30 protein-coding genes are annotated in these 24,779 nt (G+C 70.2%); 17 read left to right on the forward strand and 13 right to left on the reverse strand.

Features of this window, described 5'->3' with window-relative positions:
* On the forward strand, positions 1–100 hold a 100-nt coding region (locus tag EDF24_RS13375), incomplete at its 5' end, for an integrase core domain-containing protein (RefSeq protein WP_148070897.1).
* Here the strand turns inward: EDF24_RS13375 and EDF24_RS13380 are convergent.
* Positions 97–1,068, reverse strand: a complete 972-nt coding sequence (locus EDF24_RS13380; RefSeq protein WP_123653508.1) for a heme A synthase — start codon at positions 1,066–1,068, stop codon at positions 97–99. The two genes, EDF24_RS13375 and EDF24_RS13380, sit on opposite strands and share 4 nt — an antisense overlap.
* A 127-nt stretch (positions 1,069–1,195) precedes the next feature.
* Positions 1,196–1,363 carry a hypothetical protein gene (locus EDF24_RS19240; RefSeq protein ID WP_165931278.1) on the reverse strand — a complete coding sequence of 56 codons (168 nt, stop codon included), beginning with the start codon at positions 1,361–1,363 and terminating at the stop codon, positions 1,196–1,198.
* Between EDF24_RS19240 and sufB the strand changes: the two genes are divergently transcribed.
* The 5 genes from sufB (at position 1,347) to EDF24_RS13405 (ending at position 5,608) form a co-directional block, all read left to right on the forward strand.
* Positions 1,347–2,765: a Fe-S cluster assembly protein SufB gene (gene sufB, locus EDF24_RS13385; RefSeq protein WP_123653507.1), complete on the forward strand. Its 1,419-nt coding sequence runs from the start codon at positions 1,347–1,349 to the stop codon at positions 2,763–2,765. The two genes, EDF24_RS19240 and sufB, sit on opposite strands and share 17 nt — an antisense overlap.
* Positions 2,766–4,118, forward strand: a complete 1,353-nt coding sequence (gene sufD / locus EDF24_RS13390) for a Fe-S cluster assembly protein SufD (protein WP_123703538.1) — start codon at positions 2,766–2,768, stop codon at positions 4,116–4,118.
* Complete coding sequence (locus tag EDF24_RS13395) at positions 4,118–4,444, forward strand: non-heme iron oxygenase ferredoxin subunit (RefSeq protein WP_123653505.1); 327 nt, start codon at positions 4,118–4,120, stop codon at positions 4,442–4,444. Before sufD ends, EDF24_RS13395 begins: the two co-directional genes overlap by 1 nt.
* Positions 4,445–4,505: 61 nt before the next feature.
* The gene (sufC, locus tag EDF24_RS13400) at positions 4,506–5,279 is read left to right on the forward strand and encodes a Fe-S cluster assembly ATPase SufC (protein ID WP_123653504.1); all 774 of its coding nucleotides are present in this window, start codon (positions 4,506–4,508) and stop codon (positions 5,277–5,279) included.
* Positions 5,279–5,608 carry a metal-sulfur cluster assembly factor gene (locus EDF24_RS13405; protein ID WP_123653503.1) on the forward strand — a complete coding sequence of 110 codons (330 nt, stop codon included), beginning with the start codon at positions 5,279–5,281 and terminating at the stop codon, positions 5,606–5,608. Before sufC ends, EDF24_RS13405 begins: the two co-directional genes overlap by 1 nt.
* A gap of 100 nt (positions 5,609–5,708) precedes the next feature.
* Here EDF24_RS13405 and EDF24_RS13410 read toward each other — a convergent pair whose 3' ends face one another.
* Positions 5,709–6,308, reverse strand: a complete 600-nt coding sequence (locus EDF24_RS13410; protein WP_123653502.1) for a biotin transporter BioY — start codon at positions 6,306–6,308, stop codon at positions 5,709–5,711.
* Positions 6,309–6,423: 115 nt separating this feature from the next.
* On the opposite strand from EDF24_RS13410, the gene EDF24_RS13415 reads away from it, so the two are divergent.
* The gene (locus tag EDF24_RS13415) at positions 6,424–8,022 is read left to right on the forward strand and encodes an ABC-F family ATP-binding cassette domain-containing protein (RefSeq protein WP_123653501.1); all 1,599 of its coding nucleotides are present in this window, start codon (positions 6,424–6,426) and stop codon (positions 8,020–8,022) included.
* A gap of 96 nt (positions 8,023–8,118) precedes the next feature.
* On the opposite strand, the gene EDF24_RS13420 is transcribed toward EDF24_RS13415, so the two are convergent.
* The 3 genes from EDF24_RS13420 to EDF24_RS13430 are packed head-to-tail and all read right to left on the reverse strand — an operon-like array spanning position 8,119 to position 9,835.
* Positions 8,119–9,102: an SURF1 family protein gene (locus EDF24_RS13420; protein ID WP_123703539.1), complete on the reverse strand. Its 984-nt coding sequence runs from the start codon at positions 9,100–9,102 to the stop codon at positions 8,119–8,121.
* Positions 9,099–9,407, reverse strand: a complete 309-nt coding sequence (locus tag EDF24_RS13425; protein ID WP_395868124.1) for a hypothetical protein — start codon at positions 9,405–9,407, stop codon at positions 9,099–9,101. Before EDF24_RS13425 ends, EDF24_RS13420 begins: the two co-directional genes overlap by 4 nt.
* Complete coding sequence (locus tag EDF24_RS13430) at positions 9,407–9,835, reverse strand: DUF3099 domain-containing protein (protein ID WP_123653499.1); 429 nt, start codon at positions 9,833–9,835, stop codon at positions 9,407–9,409. Before EDF24_RS13430 ends, EDF24_RS13425 begins: the two co-directional genes overlap by 1 nt.
* A 175-nt stretch (positions 9,836–10,010) precedes the next feature.
* Here EDF24_RS13430 and fabG point away from each other — a divergent pair, with 175 nt between their 5' ends.
* Positions 10,011–10,724 (forward strand): 3-oxoacyl-ACP reductase FabG, encoded by a 714-nt coding sequence (gene fabG / locus EDF24_RS13435; RefSeq protein ID WP_123703540.1) that lies wholly within the window; start codon positions 10,011–10,013, stop codon positions 10,722–10,724.
* A gap of 68 nt (positions 10,725–10,792) precedes the next feature.
* Here the strand turns inward: fabG and serB are convergent, their stop codons facing one another.
* Both serB and EDF24_RS13445 read right to left on the reverse strand, forming a co-directional pair.
* Complete coding sequence (gene serB / locus EDF24_RS13440; RefSeq protein WP_123703542.1) at positions 10,793–11,431, reverse strand: phosphoserine phosphatase SerB; 639 nt, start codon at positions 11,429–11,431, stop codon at positions 10,793–10,795.
* Between the two features lie 75 nt (positions 11,432–11,506).
* Entirely contained in the window at positions 11,507–12,748 is a 1,242-nt protein-coding gene (locus tag EDF24_RS13445) for a glucose-1-phosphate adenylyltransferase (protein ID WP_123653496.1), read from the reverse strand.
* 47 nt (positions 12,749–12,795) lie between these two features.
* Here EDF24_RS13445 and glgA point away from each other — a divergent pair, with 47 nt between their 5' ends.
* From glgA to EDF24_RS13470, 5 genes are all read left to right on the forward strand, one after another.
* Positions 12,796–13,992 (forward strand): glycogen synthase, encoded by a 1,197-nt coding sequence (gene glgA / locus EDF24_RS13450; RefSeq protein ID WP_123653495.1) that lies wholly within the window; start codon positions 12,796–12,798, stop codon positions 13,990–13,992.
* A 111-nt stretch (positions 13,993–14,103) separates the two neighbouring features.
* Entirely contained in the window at positions 14,104–14,469 is a 366-nt protein-coding gene (locus EDF24_RS13455) for a helix-turn-helix transcriptional regulator (RefSeq protein WP_123653494.1), read from the forward strand.
* A gap of 32 nt (positions 14,470–14,501) precedes the next feature.
* The gene (locus EDF24_RS13460; protein WP_123653493.1) at positions 14,502–14,990 is read left to right on the forward strand and encodes an SRPBCC domain-containing protein; all 489 of its coding nucleotides are present in this window, start codon (positions 14,502–14,504) and stop codon (positions 14,988–14,990) included.
* Positions 14,991–15,040: 50 nt separating this feature from the next.
* Positions 15,041–15,823: an ABC transporter ATP-binding protein gene (locus EDF24_RS13465; RefSeq protein ID WP_123703544.1), complete on the forward strand. Its 783-nt coding sequence runs from the start codon at positions 15,041–15,043 to the stop codon at positions 15,821–15,823.
* Between the two features lie 114 nt (positions 15,824–15,937).
* On the forward strand, positions 15,938–16,186 hold the full coding sequence (locus tag EDF24_RS13470) for a type B 50S ribosomal protein L31 (protein ID WP_123653491.1): 249 nt from the start codon (positions 15,938–15,940) through the stop codon (positions 16,184–16,186).
* 243 nt (positions 16,187–16,429) lie between these two features.
* Here the strand turns inward: EDF24_RS13470 and EDF24_RS13475 are convergent, their stop codons facing one another.
* Both EDF24_RS13475 and treS read right to left on the reverse strand, forming a co-directional pair.
* Positions 16,430–17,176, reverse strand: a complete 747-nt coding sequence (locus tag EDF24_RS13475) for a 3'-5' exonuclease (protein WP_123653490.1) — start codon at positions 17,174–17,176, stop codon at positions 16,430–16,432.
* Positions 17,177–17,226: 50 nt separating this feature from the next.
* Positions 17,227–18,939 carry a maltose alpha-D-glucosyltransferase gene (gene treS, locus EDF24_RS13480; RefSeq protein WP_123653489.1) on the reverse strand — a complete coding sequence of 571 codons (1,713 nt, stop codon included), beginning with the start codon at positions 18,937–18,939 and terminating at the stop codon, positions 17,227–17,229.
* A 95-nt stretch (positions 18,940–19,034) separates the two neighbouring features.
* On the opposite strand from treS, the gene EDF24_RS13485 reads away from it, so the two are divergent.
* Together EDF24_RS13485 and EDF24_RS13490 are read left to right on the forward strand one after the other, a co-directional pair.
* The gene (locus EDF24_RS13485; protein WP_123703546.1) at positions 19,035–19,997 is read left to right on the forward strand and encodes an alpha/beta fold hydrolase; all 963 of its coding nucleotides are present in this window, start codon (positions 19,035–19,037) and stop codon (positions 19,995–19,997) included.
* A gap of 5 nt (positions 19,998–20,002) precedes the next feature.
* Positions 20,003–21,079, forward strand: a complete 1,077-nt coding sequence (locus EDF24_RS13490; protein ID WP_123704061.1) for a glycosyltransferase family 1 protein — start codon at positions 20,003–20,005, stop codon at positions 21,077–21,079.
* 31 nt (positions 21,080–21,110) lie between these two features.
* Here EDF24_RS13490 and EDF24_RS13495 read toward each other — a convergent pair whose 3' ends face one another.
* Positions 21,111–21,863 (reverse strand): hypothetical protein, encoded by a 753-nt coding sequence (locus tag EDF24_RS13495; RefSeq protein WP_123703548.1) that lies wholly within the window; start codon positions 21,861–21,863, stop codon positions 21,111–21,113.
* A gap of 154 nt (positions 21,864–22,017) precedes the next feature.
* Between EDF24_RS13495 and EDF24_RS13500 the strand changes: the two genes are divergently transcribed.
* Complete coding sequence (locus EDF24_RS13500; protein WP_123653486.1) at positions 22,018–22,236, forward strand: hypothetical protein; 219 nt, start codon at positions 22,018–22,020, stop codon at positions 22,234–22,236.
* Here the strand turns inward: EDF24_RS13500 and EDF24_RS13505 are convergent.
* Both EDF24_RS13505 and EDF24_RS13510 read right to left on the reverse strand, forming a co-directional pair.
* Positions 22,233–22,871, reverse strand: a complete 639-nt coding sequence (locus EDF24_RS13505) for a histidine phosphatase family protein (protein WP_123653485.1) — start codon at positions 22,869–22,871, stop codon at positions 22,233–22,235. The genes EDF24_RS13500 and EDF24_RS13505 overlap by 4 nt on opposite strands.
* Before the next feature lie 70 nt (positions 22,872–22,941).
* On the reverse strand, positions 22,942–23,793 hold the full coding sequence (locus EDF24_RS13510) for a Sir2 family NAD-dependent protein deacetylase (protein ID WP_123703550.1): 852 nt from the start codon (positions 23,791–23,793) through the stop codon (positions 22,942–22,944).
* Positions 23,794–23,852: 59 nt separating this feature from the next.
* Between EDF24_RS13510 and EDF24_RS13515 the strand changes: the two genes are divergently transcribed.
* Positions 23,853–24,677 (forward strand): RNA methyltransferase, encoded by an 825-nt coding sequence (locus EDF24_RS13515; protein ID WP_123653483.1) that lies wholly within the window; start codon positions 23,853–23,855, stop codon positions 24,675–24,677.
* The last annotated feature ends 102 nt before the right edge of the window (positions 24,678–24,779 follow it).

A 24,779-nucleotide genomic window follows, 5' to 3' on the forward strand; every position in this document is an offset into this window, starting at 1 on the left:
GGACTGGCTGCATCACTACAATCACCACCGACCACACACCGGCCTCGGCGGCCAAACCCCATCAGATCGCGTTCATAACCTCACGGGGAACTACAGCTAGCGGGGGAGCGGCTCCCGGACGGCCTGGGGGCCGCCGGACGCGCGGGTGGAGAGCGTCACCGCGGTGACCGCGCCGACGAGCAGCCCGGCGAGCACCATGTGCGTGCCGACCAGACCGACGGGCAGGGCGGTGCGCGCCTGGGTGAGTCCGACCGCGATCTGGACGAACTCGACGATCAGGAGCACCAGCGCCCACCGGCTCGACAGCCGCAGGCGGACGGCGCCGACGACGAGCACGAGGGTCAGCGCGAAGAGGACGTACGCGGGGACGGCGTGCACGTGCTGCAGGATCGCCGGGTCGAGGCCCGTGCGGTGCAGACGCCCGCCGTCGACGGCCGCGTCGGCACCGGCGTGCGGACCGCTGCCCGTGGTGAGGATGCCGATGAGCACGGTGACGACCGTCGCGGCGATGGTGCCGCGGACCACGCCGACGTACCAGTTCGGCACGAGCCTCGGCGCGGTCCGGGGGCCGTTCACCGCGCGGTAGACCAGCGTGGCGGTGATGGCCACGAGTGCGGTCGACACGACGAAGTGCAGGCCGACGACGTAGGGGTTCAGGTTCGTGAGGACGCTCAGGCCGCCGATGACCGCCTGGACCGGGATCGCTGCGCCCTGGGCGAACGCCAGCCAGAACAGCTCCGGGCGCGTACGGCGCATCCGGACGACCAGCAGGAACATCGCGATCGCGACGATGACGAGCACGAAGGTGAGCAGACGGTTGCCGAACTCGATGATCCCGTGGACGCCCATCTCCGGCGTCGACACGAGCGAATCCGCGGTGCAGCGCGGCCAGGTCGGGCATCCGAGGCCCGACGCGGTCAGGCGGACGAGGCCACCGGTGCCGATGAGGACGACCTCGACCACGAAGGAGGCCCAGGCGAGCACGACGACACGGGGGTCCACGACACGCGGCAGGGACCACCACCGGGTGCGGGTGTCCTGGTCGACGGGGGATCCGACGCGAGTCACGAGGGTGGTGCCTTCCTGTTGTTCCGTGCAGCGAACCTGTAGGATTCGAGGGTTCAGCAGCAGTCAAGTCTAGGCAGGCGCCGGCTCCGAACGAGCCGTGATCGCCGATCACCCCGGATGCGCACACTCAGGGCTGCGTGGAACCATCGACGTTGCGACGCAGCAACACCGAGTTCGCCGTGCACAGCACCATCGTGTCGGCGGTCTGGGATGGAATGGTGTCCAGCAGCCGCTGGTTGCCACTCGAGAAGCTGCCGCGAGAAGGAAACGAGGAGACCATGTCCGACGTGCTCATCGACCGTCCCGAGCTCGAGGGGCTCGGCCAATACGAGTTCGGCTGGTCCGACTCCGACTCGGCCGGCGCCTCCGCCCGTCGTGGCATCTCGGACGAGGTCGTCACCGACATCTCGAACCTCAAGAACGAGCCGGCGTGGATGCTGAAGAACCGGCTCAAGGGCCTGCAGCTCTTCGACCGCAAGCCGATGCCGACGTGGGGTGCCGACCTGACGGGCATCGACTTCGACAACATCAAGTACTTCGTGCGCTCCACGGAGAAGCAGGCGCAGTCGTGGGAAGACCTCCCCGAGGACATCCGCGCCACGTACGAGAAGCTCGGCATCCCGGAGGCGGAGCGCCAGCGTCTCGTCGCCGGTGTCGCCGCGCAGTACGAGTCCGAGGTGGTCTACCACCAGATCCGTGAAGACCTGGAGCAGCAGGGCGTCATCTTCATGGACACCGACACCGCGCTCCGTGAGCACCCGGAGCTCTTCCAGGAGTACTTCGGCACCGTCATCCCGGCCGGCGACAACAAGTTCGCCGCGCTGAACACGGCCGTCTGGTCCGGCGGCTCGTTCGTCTACGTCCCGAAGGGCGTGCACGTCGAGATCCCGCTCCAGGCCTACTTCCGGATCAACACCGAGAACATGGGCCAGTTCGAGCGGACGCTGATCATCGCGGACGAAGACTCCTACGTGCACTACATCGAGGGCTGCACCGCCCCGATCTACAAGTCGGACTCCCTGCACTCGGCCGTCGTCGAGATCATCGTGAAGAAGAACGCCCGCGTTCGCTACACGACGATCCAGAACTGGTCGAACAACGTCTACAACCTCGTCACCAAGCGTGCGATCGCGCACGAAGGCGCGACGATGGAGTGGATCGACGGCAACATCGGCTCGAAGGTGACGATGAAGTACCCGTCGATCTACCTCGCCGGTGAGCACGCCAAGGGCGAGACCCTCTCCGTCGCGTTCGCCGGTCCCGGCCAGCACCAGGACGCCGGCGCGAAGATGATCCACATGGCGCCGTACACGACGTCCTCGATCGTCTCGAAGTCGATCGCCCGCGGCGGTGGCCGTGCCGGGTACCGCGGTGAGGTCCGGGTCGACCCGAACGCGCACCACGCCGCCAACACGGTCCGCTGCGACGCGCTGCTCGTCGACACGATCAGCCGCTCGGACACGTACCCGGCGATCGACATCCGCGTCGACGACGTCCAGCTCGGCCACGAAGCGACCGTCTCCCGCGTCAGCGAGGAGCAGCTCTTCTACCTGATGTCCCGCGGCATGCCCGAGGACGAGGCGATGGCGATGATCGTCCGTGGCTTCATCGAGCCCATCGCCCGTGAGCTCCCGATGGAGTACGCGCTCGAACTCAACAAGCTCATCGAGATGAGCATGGAAGGATCCGTCGGCTAGATGTCCAGTTCCACCCCGACACCCCGCATCGACCAGCCGATCGAGCCCGCAGCAGCAGCTCCCACGGGTACTGCGCACAGTGCTGGTTCAGAACAGCACGGCGCGAAGGCGCACTCCGACGGCGGCTGGGACACCAAGATCCCGGTGCAGACCCGCTCGGATCGCCCGCAGTCCGGCGACATCGAGGCGTACGCCACGGTCACCGGCCGAGAGGTCAACTGGAAGTTCGCGCCGCTGGACAAGCTCGCCCCGCTCCTCGCGGGCGGCCTCGACGGCTCCGCGTACCCGTTCCTCGCGACCGAGACCGACGGCGCCGACGTCGAGTGGGGTCGCAGCGACGACCCCCGCGTCGGTACCGCCGGCCTGCCGGAGGACCGTGCGGCGGCCGCCGCCTGGACCGCCCGTGACGCCGTCCTCGCCGTCACGATCAAGGCCACCGACGCGTACGAGTCCATCACGATCACCCGGTCGGACTTCGGCTCGCAGCCGCGCGCCGCGCACACCGTCATCACGGCCGAGCCGAACGCCCAGGGCATCGTCGTCATCGACAACCGCGGCTCGGCGCTCCTCAGCGAGAACGTCGAGATCGTCGTCGGCGACAACGCCCGCCTGACGGTCGTGTCGCTGCAGGACTGGGCCGACGACGCCGTGCACGTCTCGACGCACTTCGCCGAGGTCAACCGCGACGCCTTCCTCAAGCACGTCGTGGTCTCGCTCGGCGGCGACGTCGTCCGCGTGAACCCGTCGACGCACCTCGCGAAGCAGGGCGCGGACACCGAGATGTACGGCGTGTACTTCGCCGACGCCGGCCAGTACATCGAGCAGCAGGTCTACGTGAACCACGACGCGCCGAACACGCGCGGTCGGGTCAACTACAAGGGCGCACTGCAGGGCCAGGGCGCGCACACCGTCTGGATCGGCGACGTGCTCATCGGCCGCGCCGGGGACGGCACCGACTCGTACGAGCAGAACCGCAACCTGGTCCTCACCGACGGCACCCGCGCGGACAGCATCCCGAACCTCGAGATCGAGACGGGCAACATCGAGGGCGCCGGACACGCGAGTGCCACCGGTCGCTTCGACGACGAGCAGCTGTTCTACCTGCAGGCCCGTGGCATCCCCGAGGAAGAAGCACGTCGTCTCGTCGTGCTCGGCTTCCTCGTCGAGGTCATCCAGAAGATCGGGGCGCCCGAGCTCGAGGAACGGCTCATCGCCGCGGTCGAGCAGGAGCTCCTCGAAGGCCGCACCGTGCTGGCAGAACCGGCGAACGCCGAACCGGCGAACGCCGAACCGGCGAACGCCGAAGGGGCGACCGCGCAGTCGGCCGCCGCGCAGACCGAGACGGCGGTCTGATGGCCGAGAAGGTCTGCGCCGAGGACGACATCGCGGTGGACACCCCGATGCGCGTCGTCGTCGACGGCACCGCGGTGGCGATCGTCAAGGACTCCGCCGGCACCGTGCACGCCATCGGGGACACCTGCACGCACGGGGACATCTCCCTGGCGGAGGGCTTCGTCGAGGGCGACTCGCTCGAGTGCTGGGCCCACGGCTCCCGCTTCTCGCTGACCACCGGCAAGCCGCAGAACTTCCCCGCCTACGAGCCCGTCCCGGTCTTCCGGGTCGAGGTCCGTGACGGCGAGGTCTACGTCGACGTGCACGACCCCGTGCCGGTCGACTGAGACCCCCCCCACACACTTCCCGCGGCTGACGCCGCACCACAGCTGCAACCGAAGGAACGCAATGTCCACTCTCGAAATCCGCGACCTCAAGGTCTCGATCGACACCGACCAGGGTGTCAAGGAGATCCTCAAGGGCGTCGACCTCACCATCAACGAGGGTGAGATCCACGCGATCATGGGGCCGAACGGGTCGGGCAAGTCCACCCTCGCCTACACGATCGCCGGGCACCCCCGCTACCACGTCGTCGGTGGCTCGATCACCCTCGACGGGCAGAACGTCCTCGACATGAGCGTCGACGAGCGTGCCCGCGCCGGCATGTTCCTCGCCATGCAGTACCCGGTCGAGATCCCGGGCGTCACCGTGTCGAACTTCCTCCGCACCGCGAAGACCGCGATCGACGGCGAGGCACCGGCGCTCCGCGGCTGGGTCAAGGACCTCCGCACGTCGATGGCCGACCTCAAGATGGACTCGTCCTTCGCCGAGCGCAACGTCAACGAGGGCTTCTCCGGCGGCGAGAAGAAGCGCCACGAGATCATGCAGCTCGAGCTCCTCAAGCCGAAGTTCGCCGTCCTCGACGAGACCGACTCCGGCCTCGACGTCGACGCGCTGAAGATCGTCTCGGAGGGCGTCAACCGCGCCAAGGCCGCGACCGGCCTCGGCGTGCTGCTCATCACGCACTACACGCGCATCCTCCGCTACATCAAGCCGGACTTCGTGCACGTGTTCGTCGCGGGCAAGGTCGCCGAGCAGGGCGGTCCGGAGCTCGCCGACCGTCTCGAGAACGAGGGCTACGACCGCTACGTGCAGGCCGCAGCCGCCGCCGCGGGGAACTGATGATCACCACACTCGCACCGGAGAAGTTCGACGAGGTCGTCGAGGGCCTGAAGGAGGTCCAGGACCCGGAGCTCGGCGTGAACATCGTCGACCTCGGGCTCATCTACGACCTGGCCTGGGACGACGAGGCATCGGCGCTCATCATCAGCATGACGCTGACGAGTGCCGGCTGCCCGCTGACCGACGTCATCGAGGGCGACACCGCGAACGCGCTCGACGGCATCGTCGACGCGTTCCGCATCAACTGGGTCTGGATGCCGCCGTGGGGTCCGGACCGGATCACCGACGACGGTCGCGAGATGATGCGCGCGCTCGGCTTCTCGATCTAGTCGCCACCACCTGCACAGACGGGAGGCCCGGTGCCAGCTGGCACCGGGCCTCCCGTCTGTCGTGTGCGCACCACGCGCCGGGGGCGACGCGCTGGGCGTGTCAGCGGCGGCCGAGCGCCTTCCAGGCGAGCGGGACGATGCCCGCGGCGATGAGCGCCTTCACGAGGCCGCCCGCGATGAACGGGTACAGGCCGGCGGCGAGCACCGACTGCAGGTCGTTCGGCGCGCCGAGCGTGCCGAGGACGACGGCCAGGTAGGGCAGCCCGGTCACGAAGGGGATCGCGCTCGCGAGCGTGAAGGCCAGCGCGGCCCGGCCGACCTTGCGGTCCCAGTTGCGGCGCGCGAGCCAGCCGATGACCCCGGCGGCGGGGACGAAGCCGATGACGTACCCGAAGCTCGGGACGGCGAGGGCGTGGATGCCGCCGGTCATGTCGGCGAAGAACGGCGCTCCGGCGAGGCCGGCGATCGCGTACACGAGCATCGAGAGGACGCCACGGCGTGCTCCGAGCGTCGCGCCGACGAGGACGACCGCGAGCGTCTGGCCGGTGATCGGCACGGGCCACATCGGCACCTCGACCTGGGCCATGGCGGCGGTGAACAGGGCACCACCCGCGACGAGGGCGGCGTTCGTGGCGAGCCCCTGCGTCCGCAGACGGTCGGCGAGGACTGCGCGGGGAGCGAACCCGGTGGCGTTCGTCATGGATTCTCCTAGAATGGACTGCTGGTCCCGTTCGGGACCATCGGTCCCGTCAGCGTAGCGGTGTACCTCCTGCACACGTCGTTGTGCAAAACCACCAACTGATTGGACTTCCACTGTGCTTGCCGTGCACGACCTCGAGATCCGCGTCGGGGCTCGCCTCCTGATGGAGAACGTGTCCTTCCGAGTGGAGAAGGGCGACAAGATCGGTCTCGTCGGCCGGAACGGCGCGGGGAAGACCACCATGACCAAGGCCCTCGCGGGGGAGCAGCCGCCGACCGACGGCAAGATCGAGCGCACCGGCGAGATCGGCTACCTGCCGCAGGACCCACGTTCAGGGAACCCGGAGGACACCGCCCGCAAGCGCATCCTCGACGCCCGCGGCCTCGGCGAGCTCGTGGAGGGCATCCGGCAGGCCACGCTCGACATGGCGAGTGAGGACCCCACCGTCGCCGACAAGGCGATGCGCCGGTACTCCCGTCTCGACGACCAGTTCAACGCCCTCGGCGGCTACGCGGCCGAGGCAGAGGCCGCGTCGATCGCGTCGAACCTCAAGCTGCCGGACCGGATCCTCGACCAGCAGCTGAAGACGCTCTCCGGTGGTCAGCGTCGTCGCATCGAGCTCGCGCGGATCCTGTTCTCGGACGCCGAGACGATGATCCTCGACGAGCCGACGAACCACCTCGACGCCGACAGCGTCGTGTGGCTCCGCGAGCACCTGAAGACCTACCCCGGCGGCGTCATCGTGATCTCCCACGACGTCGAGCTGGTCGACGAGGTCGTCAACCGGGTGTTCTACCTGGACGCCAACCGCCAGACCATCGACGTCTACAACATGGGCTGGAAGCTGTACCAGCGGCAGCGCGTCGCCGACGAGGAGCGCCGCCGCAAGGAGCGTGCGGGCGCCGAGAAGAAGGCCGCCACGCTGAAGGACCAGGCCGCTCGGTTCGGCGCGAAGGCGTCGAAGGCGGCTGCGGCGCACCAGATGGTCGCGCGGGCAGACAAGCTGCTCGCGGGCCTCGAGGACGAGCGCGTCGCCGACCGGGTCGCGAAGATCCGGTTCCCGACGCCGGCGCCGTGCGGCCGCACGCCCCTCATGGCCGAGGGGCTGTCGAAGTCCTACGGGTCGCTCGAGATCTTCGCGGGCGTCGACCTGGCGATCGACCGTGGTTCCCGCGTGGTCATCCTCGGGTTCAACGGTGCCGGCAAGACGACGCTGCTCCGCATCCTCGCGGGTGCGGACAAGCCGGACACCGGCGAGATCCTCCCGGGTCACGGCCTGCGCATCGGGTACTACGCGCAGGAGCACGAGAACATCGACGTGAACCGCACGGTGATCGAGAACATGGTCTCGGCCTCGACCGACCTCAACGAGACCGAGGCCCGTCGTGTCCTCGGGTCGTTCCTGTTCACGGGCGACGACGGCTACAAGAAGGCCGGCGTGCTCTCCGGCGGTGAGAAGACCCGGCTCTCGCTCGCGATGATCGTGGTCTCCGGTGCGAACGTGCTGCTGCTCGACGAGCCCACGAACAACCTGGACCCGGCGTCGCGCGAGGAGATCCTCAACGCGCTGGCCGGCTTCGAGGGGGCCGTCGTCCTCGTCTCCCACGACACCGGAGCGGTCGAGGCGCTCAACCCCGAGCGTGTGCTGCTGCTGCCGGACGGCACCGAGGACCACTGGAACAAGGACTACGCCGAGCTCATCGAGCTCGCCTAGTCGCCGGGGGCGTCCCCGGATCGGCCTGGAGGCTCGTGGCGGCACCGCCACGAGCCTCCAGGCCGTTGCGGGCACCGGAGATGCCCTGGCGGGACGTCAGCGCCGACGTGTGGACTCGAGGAGCTCGTCCTCGATGTCGGCGTCCGTCTTCGGGCGGGCGTCCTTCCGGCGCTGCCGCTCGAGGGCGCGCTCGCGCTCTTCCGGATCGTCCTGGTTGAGGTTCCGGTACTCCTGCACCATCAGGTACGTCAGGAACCCGAAGCCCCCCGCGGCGAACATGAACCACTGGATGAAGTAGCTCAGGTGCAGCCCGGTGTCCGCGCTCGGGCGGTCCCAGCCGAGCGGCCGAGCTTGGGTCGGGGCCGGGTTCTCGGACGCGAGCTGTCCGTACGCGCCGGTCCAGATCGGCGGGTCGACCTTCTTCGCGACGTCGCTGAGCGTGACCGACTGCACCTGGTCGGTGTGTGCGGGGTCGGTGCGGCCGGGGATCCGCGGTTCGGTCTGCTGCAGCCGGGCTATGACCGTGACCTGGCCGGAGGGCGGCGCGGGGATGCTGTCCGGCGCGTCCTGCCGGTTCCCGGTGGGCACCCAGCCGCGGTCGACGACGAAGGCGCGGCCGTCGGCGGTGACGAGGGGCGTCAGGACCTCGAAGCCGGGCTGCCCGTTGTGGACGCGGTTCCGGACGAGGAGCTGGTCGTCGGTGTCGTACCGGCCGGTGACGCTGACGCGGAGCCAGGTCTGGTCGTCGTTCCAGCTCGAGGCACGGGGGAGCGCCTGGTCGATGGCGACCGGGGTGTGGTCGTAGTTCTGCGAGACCTGGAGGTTCTCCCGCACGGCTTCGTTCCGGCGGTCCCACTGCCACATGCCGAACAGCGCGCAGACGATCGCGAACGCGACGGCGATCGCGAAGTACCCGAGCCAGCGGCGGCTGCGGACGAAGCCCCACCCGACGAACGGATCGTCCGGGGCGCGTTCGGGGAGCTGGTCGACCGGCACCGCACGACGGGCTTCGTCAGCGGCGCGTCGGAGCCGTTCCGCGTGGCGTCGGCCGTAGCGGGAGCGTGGGTCGAACTCGCTCATCGCTCGTTCGCCGCGCGCCGCTCACCGACGTCGTTCTTCGGTGTGTCGTCGTGCTGCTTGGCGTCGTCGAGGTGATCGACGTCCTCGTCGATGCCGGTCACGCGGACCGGGAACGTCCGGGAGCGGAGGTACCCGGCGAGGAAGTCGCGGTGCTCGTCGCAGGCGGCCCAGATCTTCACGCGGTCGATCGCGTGGATGCGGGGGTTCCGCCAGTTGACGCGCCAGCTGGCCGAGGTGGAGCAACCGGCACGGGAGCAGACGGGCGTCGAGCCCGGCTCGGTGACGAGGTCGAAGGTGGCGCCCATCAGCGGTGCCCCCAGACGCGGGATCGGTCGCCGTTGCGCTGCCATTCTTCCTGCGCGTGCTGCGCGCCCTGACGGAGACGCTCCTGCTCGTCGCGGTAGGCCTGCGCGCGGGCGTCTTCCTGCTGTTCACGGAGTCGCGGGTCGTAGTCGGCCGCGCGCACCACGGCCCCGGCCGGCGCGACGTAGTCGGACTCGGTGTGGCTGCCGGCGTTCGCGATGACGACCGCGATCCACGGGATGATGCCAGCGAGGACGATCGGGATGAGGGCGAGCCAGGGGCTGTGCCAGACCGTGTAGACGAGGACGGCCCCGACGAAGAGGATCACGCGCACCGCCATCTGCCAGATGTACCGCGACAGACGGTGCTTCCGGTCGATCTGCGGTGTCTCCGGAAGGGCCGTGATGGCCTGCGTCGTGCGTCGCGTCATGTGTCGCGTCGTCTTCATGCGTTTCGATCTCCGTCTTCCCTGTCCCAAGCCTAAGCCCGCCCACCGACACTTGGCCGCATCATCCGGTCCGCGTCCGCACCGGTAGGCTCGTGCGGGCGTGTCGGGGCTGCGGTCCCTCCCGCGCGCCCGCGAGCACCCACCGAACGGAGCCACCATGACCACCCCCCGTACCGTCCTCATCACCGGCGGCAACCGCGGCATCGGCCACGCGCTGGCGACGCGCTTCATCGAGGCCGGGCACCGTGTCGCCGTCACCTCACGGAGCGGCGACGGCGGACCCGAGGGTGCGCTCACGGTGCAGGCGGACATCACGGACTCGGCCTCGGTCGACGCGGCGTTCACCCGGGTGGAGGCCGAGCTCGGCCCGATCGAGGTCCTCGTCGCGAACGCCGGCATCACGAACGACGGGCTGCTCCTCCGCATGAGCGAGGAGGACTTCACGAGCGTCATCGACACGAACCTCACGGGGACCTTCCGCGTGGTCAAGCGCGCGACCAAGGGCATGATGCGCGCGAAGTTCGGCCGCATCGTGCTGATGTCGAGCGTCGTCGGCGCCTACGGCCAGGTCGGCCAGGTCAACTACGCCTCGTCCAAGGCCGCACTCGTCGGCATGGCGCGGTCGATCACGCGCGAGCTCGGGTCCCGCGGCATCACGGCGAACGTCGTCGCGCCCGGGTTCATCCAGACCGACATGACGGCCGCACTCCCGGAGGAGCTGCAGGCCGAGTTCAAGAAGCAGATCCCGGCCGGGCGCTACGGCACCGTGGACGACGTCGCGGACGCCACGCTGTTCCTGGCGAGCGACGGAGCCGGGTACGTCTCCGGCGCGGTCATCCCCGTCGACGGCGGCCTCGGGATGGGCCACTAGACGCCAGCGCGCCGCCGCCGGCCTGCCGGGGCCGCCGGTCTCCTGTGCGAGCGCGGCCGCGACGCGCGTCAGCCGCGCAGGCCGAGCGCCGCGAGCACCGGGGACAGGTCCCGGTCCACCACGACGACGTCGGCGGACTCCCGCACGCGCGGCTTCGCGTCGAACGCCACCGACAGCGCGGCGACCCGCATCATCTCGAGGTCGTTCGCCCCGTCGCCGATCGCGATCGTCCGCGTGAGCGGCACACCGTCCGTGGATGCCCACGCCCGGAGCGCCGCAGCCTTCGCGTGCGCGTCCACGACGTCGCCGAGCACCCGCCCGGTCAGCACGCCGTCGGCGACCTCGAGCCGGTTCGCCTGGCAGTGGTCCAGCCCGAGCGACGCCGCGAACGGGTCGAGCACCTCGTGGAACCCGCCGGACACGACCCCGACGGTGCCACCGGCCGCGTGCACGCCGCGGACCAGTTCCGCCGCGCCCCGCGTCACACGGACCGACTCCCGTGCACGCGCGAAGACGTCGGCCTGGAGGCCCGCAAGGGTCGCGACACGCTCCCGGAGGCTCTCGGCGAAGTCGATCTCGCCGCGCATGGCGCGCTCCGTGACCGCCTGCACCTGTGGTCGGGTCCCGGCGGCGTCGGCGAGGAGCTCGATGACCTCGTCCTCGAGCAGGGTGGAGTCGGCATCGAGGACGACGAGGAAGCGCGGCACGTCACAACGGTAACGGTGCCGCGCCTCCTGTGACGTCGAGCGTCGAGCGTCGGGGCGGTCGGGCGTCGGCAGCCGTCAGGCCTCGACGCGCACGCCCTTGCCCACGACGGTGATCCCGGACTCGGTGACGGTGAACCCGCGGGCCTCGTCGGCTTCGCGGTCGATGCCGACCTGGGCACCCGGCGCGATCACCACGTCCTTGTCGAGGATGGCCCGGTTCACGACGGACCCGGCACCGATCGACGCCCGCTCGAACACGATCGAGTCGAGGACCTTCGACCCGGAGTCGATCCCGCACCACGGCCCGATGACACTGCGTTCGACGGTGGCCCCGGAGAGCAGGCAGCCGAGCGCGATGATCGAGTCCACGGTGGAGCCGGTGTTCCCGTTCGCATCCCGGACGAACTTCGCCGGCGGCAGGTTCGTCTGCTGGTTGAAGATCGGCCAGTCGGTGTTGTAGAGGTTGAACACCGGCACCGGGGCGATCAGGTCCATGTGGGCGTCGTAGAACGAGTCGATCGTCCCCACGTCGCGCCAGTAGTACTTGTCGCGGTCGTTCGACCCGGGGACCTCGTTGCCCTTGAGGTCGTAGACGCCCGCGTCGCCGCGGTTCACGAAGTCGGGGACGATGTCGCCGCCCATGTCGTGGTTCGACGTCTCGACCTGCCCGTCGCGGAGCACCGCGTCGACCAGGGCATCGGCGTCGAAGACGTAGTTGCCCATCGACGCGAGGATCTCGCCGGGGGAGTCGGCCAGCCCGATGGCGTCCGTCGGCTTCTCGAGGAACGCGTCGATCTTGGTCGGGTCGTCGGCGGCGACCTGGATGACACCGAACTGGTCGGCGAGCCCGATCGGCTGCCGGATCGCCGCGACGGTGGCGCTGCGACCGGAGGCGATGTGCGCCTCGACCATCTGGGAGAAGTCCATCCGGTACACGTGGTCGGCGCCGACGACGACGACGATGTCCGGGCGCTCGTCGCGGAGCAGGTTGAGCGACTGCAGGATCGCGTCGGCCGAGCCGGCGAACCAGCGCTTGCCGAGCCGCTGCTGTGCCGGGACGGACGCCACGTAGGAGCCGAGCAGCCCCTCCATGCGCCAGGTCTCCGCGACGTGGCGGTCGAGGCTGTGCGACTTGTACTGGGTCAGCACGACGATGCGGTTGAGCCCGGAGTTGACCAGGTTCGACAACGCGAAGTCGATGAGGCGGAAGTTGCCACCGAACGGGACGGCTGGCTTGGCACGATCGGCGGTCAGCGGCATGAGGCGCTTTCCTTCGCCCCCCGCGAGGACGATGCCGAATATCTTCTTCGATGGCATGTGGTTCACAGTAGGCGTGCGGACTGGGAACCGGTTACGTTGAACGCGTGCGAGTCGATCTACTGACCAGGGAGTATCCGCCGGAGGTCTACGGCGGTGCTGGCGTCCACGTGGCCGAACTGACCGCGGCCTTGCGCTCGGGGACCGACACGGAGGTGCGCGTCCGTGCCTTCGGTGGGTTCCGCGACGAAGAGGGCGTGTGGGCCTACCGCACCCCCGAGGGGCTCGAGAACGCCAACGGCGCGCTCCAGGCGCTCGGCACCGACGTGCAGATCGCGGCGGACACCGAGGGTGCCGACCTCGTCCACTCGCACACCTGGTACGCCAACGGTGCCGGTCGTCTCGCGCAGCTGACGCAGGGCATCCCGCACGTCGTCACGGCGCACTCCCTCGAGCCGCTCCGCCCGTGGAAGGCCGAGCAGCTCGGCGGCGGGTACCGGCTCTCCAGCTGGCTCGAGCGGGAGTCCTTCGAGCAGGCCGACGCCGTCATCGCGGTGTCCAAGGCCATGCGCGCCGACATCCTCCGCTCGTACCCGTCCATCGACCCGGCGAAGGTGCGGGTCGTCTACAACGGCATCGACGTCGACGAGTGGAAGCCCGACGTGAACGAGGACGCGGTGCGCGCACTCGGGATCGACCCGGAGCGCCCGAGCGTCGTCTTCGTCGGGCGCATCACCCGCCAGAAGGGCCTGCCGTACCTGCTCCGCGCGGTCGCGGCGCTCCCACCCGAGGTCCAGATCGTCCTGTGTGCCGGCGCGCCGGACACCCCGGAGATCATGGCGGAGGTCACCGGCCTCGTCGAGGACCTCCGGAAGGAGCGCGACGGCGTCGTCTGGATCGACCGGATGCTCGCGCACCAGGAGATCGTGCACGTGCTCTCCTCGGGCACCGTCTTCGTCTGCCCGTCGATCTACGAGCCGCTCGGCATCGTGAACCTCGAGGCGATGGCCTGCGGCATCCCCGTCGTCGGCACCGGCACGGGCGGCATCCCCGAGGTCGTCGCCGACGGCCTGACCGGTCGGATCGTCCCGATCGACCAGGCCACCGACGGCACCGGCACGCCGACCGACCCCGACAAGTACGTCGCGGACCTCGCGGCGACCCTCAACGAGGTGCTGTCCGACATCGGTCTCGCCAAGCTGATGGGTCGCGCCGGCCGCCTCCGCGTGGAGACCGAGTTCACGTGGGCCGCGATCGCGACGCGCACGCGCGCCGTCTACGACGAGGTGTTGGCCGCGCGCTGAGCGCACCACGGCCCTGGAACCGACGGGAGGCCCGGGTGACGTGCGCAACGGACGTCACCCGGGCCTCCCGGCCGTTGCGCACGGAACCTGCGCGGCGTAACGTACAACTCGATGGTTGTACGTGATGAGATGGACGCCGAGGCGGTGGACCGCGTGTTCGCGGCCCTCGCGGACGCGACGCGCCGGGACATCGTCCGGCGCGTCATCGTGCGCGAGCAGTCGGTGTCCTCGCTCGCCGCCGGGTACGCGATGAGCTTCGCGGCCGTGCAGAAGCACGTCGCGGTGCTCGAGCGTGCCGAGCTGGTCCGCAAGGAACGGCGCGGGCGGGAGCAGATCGTCACGAGCGAGATCGGTGGCGTGCAGCGCGCCGATCGTCTGCTGCGGTCCTACGAGGACCTGTGGCGGCACCGGGCCGAGCGGATCACGGAGCTCCTCAGCGACGAGGACCCCGCCGGTCGACCCTCCACCGCTCCCTGAGGGAGCACACCCGACCCCGAGGGGACCGGCACATGAGCACCACCATCGATGCGTCGCACGACGTCGACGCACTCACCATGACCTTCACCGCCGAGTTCGACGCGCCCGTCGAACGCGTCTGGCAGGTGTGGGAGGACCCTCGGCAGCTCGAGCGCTGGTGGGGTCCGCCGACCTGGCCGGCGACGTTCGTGCGGCACTCGCTCGAACCGGGAGCCCGGAGCGACTACTTCATGACCGGGCCAGACGGGTCGAAGGCGCCGGGCTACTGGGTCGTCACCGCGGTCGACCCGCCGCGCTCCCTGACGATCGAGGACGGGTTCGCCGACGAGTCGGGGGAGCCGGACACCTCGATGCCGATCACCACGATGGTGATGACCCTCGAGGACCTCGGTGGGCGCACCAGGATGACGAACACGGCGCACTTCGCGACGGCGGAGCAGCTCGAACAGCTCCTCGAGATGGGGATGCGCGAGGGCATGCTGCTGGCGCTCGGACAGATCGAGGGACTGCTCGCGGAGTGACCCTCGGCGTGTGCCCCGTTTCGGCACGTCCGCTCGCGTAGGGTTGGGGCATGCCCTCGGTTGTGCGCTTGTCAGACGTGTCCGTGGTCCGGAACGGGGCCACCATCCTCGACGGGATCTCGTGGGAGGTGCAGGACGACGAGCGGTGGGTCGTGCTCGGTGCGAACGGTGCCGGCAAGACCACGCTGCTGCAGGTCGCGGGTGCGCAGTCCTTCCCGACCTCGGGAGAGGTCGAGGTGCTCGGGACCGAGCTCGGCGGCGCCGACCTGTTCGAACTGCGACCCCGCATCGGGTTCGCGTCGACCGCCCTCGCCCGCCGGATCCCGGTGACCGAGAAGGTCATCGACGTGGTCCTCACCGCCGCGTACTCGGTCACGGGTCGCTGGAACGAGGAGTACGAGGAGCTCGACGTGCGCCGCGCCCAGCGGGTCCTCGACGAGTGGGGCCTCGGCGCCTTCACCGACCGGACCTTCGGGGAGCTCAGCGACGGCGAGCAGAAGCGCGTGCAGATCGCCCGAGCGGTGATGACCGACCCCGAGATCCTGTTCCTCGACGAGCCCGCCGCGTCGCTCGACCTCGGCGCGCGCGAGAGCCTCGTGCGGACGCTCGGCGGCTACGCGAAGAGCTCCGACTCGCCGGCGATCGTCATCGTGACGCACCACGTCGAGGAGATCCCCGAGGGCTTCACGCACGCCCTGATCCTGGCGGACGGGCACATCCAGGCCGCCGGCCCCATCGACGAGGTCCTCACGGACGCCACGCTGACCGAGGCGTTCGGCATCGACCTCACCGTGACGAAGGACTCCGGGCGCTTCACGGCGCGCGCAGCCTGAGTCCTGCCCCACATCGTGCCTGCCATCTGGTAACGTGGACGGCTGGCGTGAGCCAATGACTTCCGGGGCATCCGCCCCTTCTCTCAACACCGCAACCACCCCCGAGGAATCTCCATGAAGACCGCCATCCACCCCGAGTACCGCGCCATCGTCTTCCGCGACCTGGCTTCCGGTGAGACGTTCCTGACGCGTTCGACCGCGAACAGCGACAAGACCATCGAGCTCGACGGTGCCACCTACCCGGTGATCGACGTCGAGATCTCGTCCGCGTCGCACCCGTTCTACACGGGCAAGCAGCGCATCCTCGACTCGGCCGGTCGCGTCGAGAAGTTCAACCAGCGCTTCAAGGGCTTCAGCAAGTAAGCAGCCTCGCGCTCCACGGGCGGTCCTCCTTCGGGAGGGCCGCCCGTTCGCGTTCCGCGGTCGCGCGCGCGCGTGCTCGCGTGCTCGCGTGGTCGCGCGGTCGCTCGCGTGCCGGTCGCTCGCGCGCGTGCCGCGGTGCGGATCGGCGTCGCACAAGCAAACCCGGCTCGAACCACGGACGTTCGTGGTTCGAGCCGGGTTCCGTTGTGCGGCGCCGTTCGACACCGCGGATGCGGGGACGCCTCAGTCGGCGGTGCGGTGGGGCCAGCGGCCGTCGGCGGTGAAGGAGGGGTCGCGCTTCTTGCGCATGTACTCCTGGAACGAGACCGCCTGGTCCGCGCACCAGCCGACCTGCTTGCGGTGTAGCTCTTCCGCGGAGACGGTGAGGTCGTCCGGGTACTTCACCGCGATGGCCTGCGCCACACGGCCGGCAGCGATCGCGTCGGCGCCGGCGTCGTGGGCGTCGGAGAGTGTGACGCCGTAGACCTCTGCCGCCGCTTCGAGCGTGCGCTTGCCCTTGCGGTAGGTGTCGAGCGCCTTGTCGATGACCAGCGGGTCGACGACGTTGCCGATCACCGGGGACGCGATGCCGTGCCGCTTGGCTTCCCGGTCGAGCAGCGTGAGGTCGTACGGGGCGTTGTAGATGACGAGCGGGATCCCGCGGGCGAACACCGCCTCGATCGCGGCGACGATCTCCGCCACGACTTCTCCGGCGGGACGCCCCTCGGCCTGGGCGCGCTCGGTGCTGATGCCGTGCACCGCCGAGGCCTGTTCCGGGATCGGCACACCGGGGTCGGCGAGCCACGAGCCCTCGACGATGCTGCGACCCGTCATGTCGATCAGGCCGACGTGCGCGGTGACGATCCGTGCCGTCTCGACGTCGATGCCGGTGGTCTCGAGGTCGAAGACCCCGAGTGCGTGCCACCAGGGCCGGGTCGAGAGGTCCTGCGCCGGCGTCGGCGTGTCGAGCTGTGCTGTCGTGAACGTCACGGTGTCAGGCTAACCGGACGCACCGACACACCCCGTCGCCGCGCGGGACGTCACGCGTTCGGTGCGGCGCCGACGTGCAGCCAGTAGAACGACTGCGTCCCGAGCGTCAGCGTGACGTTGCCCTCCTCGTCGAAGGACGGGAACGAGCTGCCGCCGAACAGGTCGTACAGCGGGCGGCCCGCGAACTCCGGTGCGGAGATCGTCGCCGTGGTGGCGTTGACCGCGAACGAGAACACGCAGAGGACGTCCTCGGCGGAGGGACCGAACTGGGTGCCGGTGCCCTCCCACGAGCGGACGAACGCCAGGACGCTCTCGTTGTCGGTCTGCTGCACCGCGATCGACCCCATCCCGAAGACCGGGTGTGCCTTCCGCACGTGGATCACGTTGCGGACCCAGTGCAGCAGGGAACGGGACTGGGCGAGCTGCGCCTCGACGTTGACCTGCGCGTAGTTGTAGACGAGCGACTGGACGACCGGCAGGAACAGCTTGCCCGGGTCGGCGGTGGAGAAGCCGGCGTTCCGGTCCGGGGTCCACTGCATCGGCGTGCGCGACGCGTCGCGGTCCGGGAGCCAGATGTTGTCGCCCATCCCGATCTCGTCGCCGTAGTACAGGAACGGCGACCCGGGCAGCGAGAACAGCAGCGCGTGGATCAACTCGAGCTCGGCACGGGAGTTGTCGAGCAGGGGAGCGAGGCGGCGCCGGATGCCGATGTTCGACCGCATCCGCGGGTCGTAGCCGTACCAGCCGTACATCGCCTGGCGGTACTCCTCGCTCACCATCTCGAGCGTCAGCTCGTCGTGGTTGCGGAGGAACACGCCCCACGCGGCGCTCTCCGGCACGTCGAGCGTCTCGGAGAGGATCGCGGAGAGCTCCTTCGCGTGCTGGGCGCGGAGCGAGTAGAAGATGCGGGGCATCACCGGGAAGTCGAACGCCATGTGGCACTCGGGCTCCTCGTCGGTGCCGAAGAACGCGGCGGTCTCACGGGGCCACTGGTTCGCCTCGGCGATCAGGACACGCCCGGGGTACTCCTCGTCGACCATCGCGCGGAGCTTCTTGATGAACTCGTGCGTCTCGGGCTCACCCTCGCCGTTGCCCTCCTCTGATTCGAAGAGGTACGGGATCGCGTCGAGCCGGAGGCCGTCGACACCGAGGTCGAGCCAGTGCCGGACGACGTCGTACACCGCTTCGACGACGGCCGGGTTCTCGAAGTTGAGGTCCGGCTGGTGCGAGAAGAACCGGTGGAAGAAGAACTGCCGACGGACCGGGTCGAAGGTCCAGTTCGACTCCTCGGTGTCGACGAAGATGATGCGGATGTTCTCGTAGTGCTCGTCGGTGTCACGCCAGACGTAGAAGTCGCCGTAGGGGCCGTCCGGGTCCTCGCGGGACTGCTGGAACCACTCGTGCTGGTCGCTGGTGTGGTTGATCACCATGTCGATCACGATGCGCATGTTCCGCTCGTGCGACTTCGTGACGAGCTCGCGGAACTCCTCGAGCGTGCCGAACTCCGGCAGGATCGCCTTGTAGTCGGCGATGTCGTAGCCGCCGTCGCGCAGCGGGGACTTGAAGAACGGCGGCAGCCACAATGCGTCGACGCCGAGCCACTGCAGGTAGTCGAGGCGACTGATCAGCCCCTGGAGGTCGCCGGTGCCGTCCCCGTTCGAGTCGACGAACGACCGGATCATGCACTCGTAGAAGACGGATCGCTTGTACCAGAGAGGGTCGAGCGTCAGTCCGGGCAGCTGGATCGGGGCTGTGAAGGTCACCGTGCTCCTCGTCGTCATCGACGGACCCGTGGCTGGAGGCCCGCTCCGGACACGATAGGCGGCTGCTCCCGAGTGCGTTCCATAGACTGGCGCGGATGCAACCGCCGGTCCTCTCCCCGTACTCGTCGTTGATGGCGTCGACGCCCGTCGTGCACCGAGCCGTGGAGGTCGACGGCCGCACCACGCACTACTGGGAGTACGGCCCCGCCGACGCCGCGCAGACCGTCCTCGCCGTGCACGGGTTCCGCGGTGACCACCACGGCCTCGAGTCGATCGCGGCGCACCTGGTCGGTGTCCGGGTGATCGTCCCCGACCTGCCCGGCTTCGGCATCTCCGACCCGCTCGCGGTCTCCGACGTCGACTCCTACGTGGCGTGGCTCCGTGCGTTCCACGCGGCGGTCGGCCTCGACCGCACGGCGGTGGTCCTCGGGCACTCGTTCGGCTCGATCGTGGTGTCGGCAGCGGTCGCAGCCGGCCTCGACACCCGGCTGCTCGTCCTGGTGAACCCGATCGCCGCCCCAGCGCTCCAGGGCCCGCGCGCGGTCGGCACGGGCATCGCCATCGCGTACTACCGCGCGGGCGCCGCGCTGCCCCGGCCGGTCGGCCTCGGGCTCCTCCGCAACCGCGCGATCGTGCGGGTGATGAGCATCGCGATGCTCAAGTCGCGGGACCCGGAGATGCGCCGATGGGTGCACGAGCAGCACGACCGGTACTTCTCGGCGTTCGCGAACCGCACGAGCGTGCTCGAGGCGTTCCGGACCTCGGTCACGCACGACGTGTCCGAGTACGCCGACCGCATCGACGTGCCCGTGCTCATGATCGCCGCGGAGCGTGACGACATCACCGCCGTCCCGGAACAGCGCGCACTCGCCGACCGCCTGCGGAACGCGGAGCTCGTCGTCATCCCGGACGTCGGGCACCTGGTGCACTACGAGACCCCCGCCGCCGCCGCGGAGGCGACCCTGCGCCGGATGGCCGACCCCGTACCCAAGCCGGCGCGCGGTGCCAGGGCGAGCCGAGCCTCCCGGCCGGACCGAGGCGGGGAGCGCACGTCGTGAGCCGCCTGCGGATCGGGATCGACTGCCGCTACGTGCGGATCGGACGGCACGACGGGATCAGCCGGTTCACCGCCGGCATCGTGGCGAACCTGCCGGACCGGCACGACTTCGTGCTGCTCGTCAACGACGAGCGGCAGCTCGAGTCGCTGCCGGACGGCATCCCGTGGGAGCGGATCCCGGCGCCCACCGACGCGGGGGAGCCGCTCGTCGCGCGGCACGTGAACCGGCTCGGACTCGACGCCGTGTTCTCGCCGATGCAGACGATGGGCTCGCGTGGGCGGTCGTACGCGCTCGTGCTGACGCTGCACGACCTGATCTACTACCGGAACCGGACACCGCCACGGGAGTTCTCGTGGCCGTTGCGGCTCGGGTGGCGTGCGTTCCACCTGGCGTGGTGGCCGCAGCGGATGCTGCTGAACGGTGCGGACGGGGTCGTGACGGTGTCCGCGACGACCGCCGGGCTGATCGCCGCACACCGGCTGACGAAGCGCCCGGTGACCGTGGCGTACAACGCTGCCGACCCGGCGTCCGTGCGGTCGCCTGCTGACGGCCGCACCCGCACGCTCGTGTACATGGGCTCGTTCATGCCGTACAAGAACGTCGAGACGCTGGTGGCCGCGCTGCCGCTGCTCGGCGCCGACTGGACACTGCACTGCATGTCGCGGGTGTCCGAGGCCGATCGTGCACGGCTGTCGGCGCTGGCCGGACCGGGCGCCGTGGTGTTCCACGACGGGGCATCGGACGAGGAGTACCTGGACGCGCTGCGCTCCGCGACGGCACTCGTGACGGCGTCGTACGACGAGGGGTTCGGGATCCCGCTCGTCGAGGCGATGGGGGTCGGCACGCCCGTCGCCGTCAGCGACATCCCGATCTTCCGCGAGATCGGCGCGGACGTGGCGGAGTACTTCGACCCCGGATCGCCGTCCGCGGTGGCCGCTGCGGTGCGACGGCTCGAGGCGCGGTGGGTCGCTGCGTCGACGGAGTCCGTCGTGCGTGCGGGGCGGTTCCGGTGGGACGAGTCTGCGGAGCAGGTCGTGCAGGCGGTCGAGCGTGCGGTGGCGGCGCGGGGGCGGCGGGGCTGACGCGTCGCCGGGGTTCGCGGCGACGTGAGCGTCAGGACTTCGCGGGGGCGACCTCGACCGTCGCGTCCGGGAACACCCTGTGCACGGCTTCGGCGACGCGCGTCTGTGCCGTGTGCTGATCGACCCCGGTCGGGGCCGTCTCGACCGTGACGGCCTGGGCGTCCGGTTCGTCGGAGCGGCTCTCGCCGGCCGTCGTCCAGAGGCAGTGCACCTCCTGCACGCCGGGGATCGCCCGGACCGTCCACGCGAGGGCCAGCCGCTGCTCGGTGCGTTCGTCCGACGGTGAGATCCCGACCTCGACGTCACCGAAGTCCGCGACGGCCCAGACGTGCACGCCGTTCCCGCTCGTGTCCGCGGCGGCGGCACTCAAGCGGTCGACGAGGTCCTCGCGTGCGGTGTCGACGAGGCCCGGGGTCGTGGTGACGGTCGCCGTGACGTCGTAGCTCGCGAACGACGTCTTCGTCGGCTCGGCGGTGGACGTGCCAGCGACACCGTCGATGGTCCGTGCCTCGGAGGTGAACTTCGCGAGGGTGGCGTCCGGGCGGGGGAAGATCCCGCCGACGCCGGTCTGCACGCTGCCGATGATCATCGAGAGCGCGACGACGAGGACCACGGCGACCACGACGACCCCGCCGAGGAGCAGCGACCACGAGCGCACGCGCTGCGGCGTCGTCCGGACCGGCACCGACGCCGTGTCCGGTCCGAACGCGCGATCGAGGTCGTCGTCGTCCCGCGGCGGCCAGTCGCGGTGGCGGCCGCCCGTGCCGGGTCCGTCCATCGTCATGTCGCCCCCTCACGCGCGGGTCCGGGCCGTTGGGTGAACAGGATCGTAGTCCGGGGAGCGATTGGATGGGCGGCCCCGTGGGCAACGATCGCGCAACGGAGTGCACCGCTCTGGCTGACGCTCGGTACGGTGGCAGGAACGGAGAGGGGCCGTCGTGTTCGCCACGCTGCTGATCGTGTTCGCTGGACTCGTTGCGATGTGCGTCGTGTTCGCCGTCACCGGAGCCCGGCGGGCGAAGGCGCTCGAGGGGCTCGACGACCCGCTGGCGCCGCGCACGGGCGACGACGGCGCGCAGGGGATCCGGACGGCGCAGGCGAAGGCCGCACGGCCCGACGGGGCGACCGGTCTCGGCGGGTTCTTCGGCGGCCCCTAGCTCCGGCGCTCGAGGGGGTTCTGGTAGTCGAAGGCGTACTTGCCCGGGGCCTCGGAGACGTCCTCGATCGGGTCGTCGAAGCGCACCAGCTCCGCGTGGAAGCGCTCCGGGTCCCAGCGGAACGAGTGCACGGACCCGTTCCGGATCGGGGTGTGGTGCCGGTCGGCGGTGCCGGGGGCTGCGGCGTTGACGACGCTCCGGATCACGGCGCCGTGGGTCGCGACGACGATCACACCGCCGTCGTACCGCACGGCGATCTCGCCCAGGGTCTCCGTGACGCGGTCGAGCAGCGCCGCGCGGGACTCCCGCCCCGGGATGTCGTCGTGCGGGTAGTTCGCCAGGACCTCGTCGTCGGTGAGGCCCTCTGCCTCGCCGTAGGACCGCTCGGCGAGGCCCGGGTAGGTGGTCGGCGCCGGGAGCCCGAGCCGCGTGGCGATGATCGACCCGGTCTCGTACGCGCGAACGAGGGGCGATGCCACGACGGCGTCGAACGACCGGCGCGCGAGCAGGCCGGCGGTCTCGGTGGCCTGGGACCGCCCGGTGTCGTTGAGGGGGATGTCGGTCGAGCCCTGGATGCGGCGCTGCTTGTTCCAGTCGGTCTCACCGTGCCGGACGAGGTAGAGGAGGGTCGTCACCGTTCGATCATGGCAGAGCGAGCCGCAGCGCGAGTGGCAGCGCGAGCCGCAGAGCGCGCCGCAGCCCGGATTACAGCGCGAGCCGCGCCGCGAGCGCGACCAACGTCTCCGTCGTCCCCGCGTCCACCTTCACGGCCGCCCGACGATCACTCCGCGTGTCGCCGCGGTTCACGATGACGACGGGGTGCTTGCGGCGGGCGGCGTGGTCGACGAGCCGCACGCCGGAGTTCACGGTCAACGAGGACCCGACGACGAGGAGCGCGTCCGCGTCCGCGACGATCGACACCGACTCGCTGAACTTCTCGGTGGGCACGAACTCGCCGAAGAACACCACGTCCGGCTTGAGCATCCCGCCGCACACGGAGCAGTCCGGCACGACGAACCGGTCGACCTCGGTGATCTCGACGTCCCCGTCGGGCTGCAGGAGGACGGATCCGGGCTCGTCGATCCACGGGTTGAGCCCGTCGATGGTCCTGGCGAGGTCGGCGCGGGCGAACACCTGTCCGCACGTCAGGCAGAGCGCGCGGTCCATCGACCCGTGGATCTCCACGACGCGGCGGGAGCCCGCGCGGAGGTGGAGTCCGTCGACGTTCTGCGTGATCACGCCGGAGACGACGCCGGACGCTTCGAGCGCGGCGAGCGCCTTGTGACCGGCGTTCGGCCGGGCCGCGGCGAAGGTGCGCCACCCGAGGTGCGAGCCGGCCCAGTAGCGCTGGCGCTTCGCGGGGTCGGCGCGGAACTCCTGGAAGGTCATCGGCTTCCGGACCCGACGGCCCTCGCCGCGGTAGTCCGGGATCCCGGAGTCGGTGCTGAGGCCCGCTCCGGAGAGCACGGCGACGCGCTTGCCCGCGAGGAGGCCGACGACCTCGTCCAGGCCGTCGATCACAGCGGGTGTCCCGTCGGTCGCGTCGCTCGTCGCCATCACGTTCACGGTACCCTCAACAGCCGACCGCCCCCGCCACTTCCCACGGAACGAGACCAGTGCACCCCGTCCGCATCGACACCCTCGACGACCCCCGCCTCGACGACTTCCAGCGCCTCACCGACGTCGCGCTCCGCCGGGTCTCGGAACCCGAGGGCGGGCTGTACATCGCCGAGTCGAACACGGTCATCGAGCGGGCGATCCGCGCCGGGCACGTGCCGCGAAGCGTCCTGGTGCAGGAGAAGTGGCTCGAGGACGTCCTGCCGCTCGTCGCCGACCACGACGGTCCGGTGTTCGTCGGCCCCGACGCCCTGCTCGAGGAGCTCACCGGCTTCCGGATGCACCGTGGCGCGATCGCGTCGATGCAGCGCCCGGAGCTGCCGAGCGTCGCAGACGTCGTGCGGGACGCCCGGCTGGTCGTCGTCCTGGAGGACATCGTCGACCACACCAACGTCGGCGCGGTGTTCCGGAGCGTCGCCGGGCTCGGTGCGGACGCCGTGCTGGTCAGCCCGCGATGCGCCGACCCGCTCTACCGCCGGAGCGTGCGGGTGAGCATGGGGACGGTGCTCCAGGTCCCGTGGACCCGCATCGGTGACTGGCCGGAGGCGGGGGAGGAACTCCGCGCGCAGGGCTTCCACCTCGCCGCGATGGCGTTGACGGACCGCTCGGTGGACCTCGACGTGTTCGCCGCGGACGTCCCCGAGCGGGTCGCGCTCGTGATGGGCACCGAGGGGCAGGGCCTCACGCCGGCCGCGATCGCGTCGGCGGACACGACGGTGCGGATCCCGATGCACCACGGGGTCGACTCCCTCAACGTGGCCGCGGCGAGCGCCGTCGGCCTGTGGGCGGTCGCCGCCGCCCAGCAGGCGAAGCGGACGCAGTAAGCACAGGAGTACGCAGCCCGCAGCGGCCGCGGTCTCGTCGATGGTCCGGAACCCCCGGACGGGAGGCTCGGTCCGGCTTCTCCACACCCCGGCGGTTCCCCA

Origin of the sequence: Curtobacterium sp. PhB130 (assembly GCF_003755165.1) — a bacterium.
Lineage (GTDB): Bacteria > Actinomycetota > Actinomycetes > Actinomycetales > Microbacteriaceae > Curtobacterium.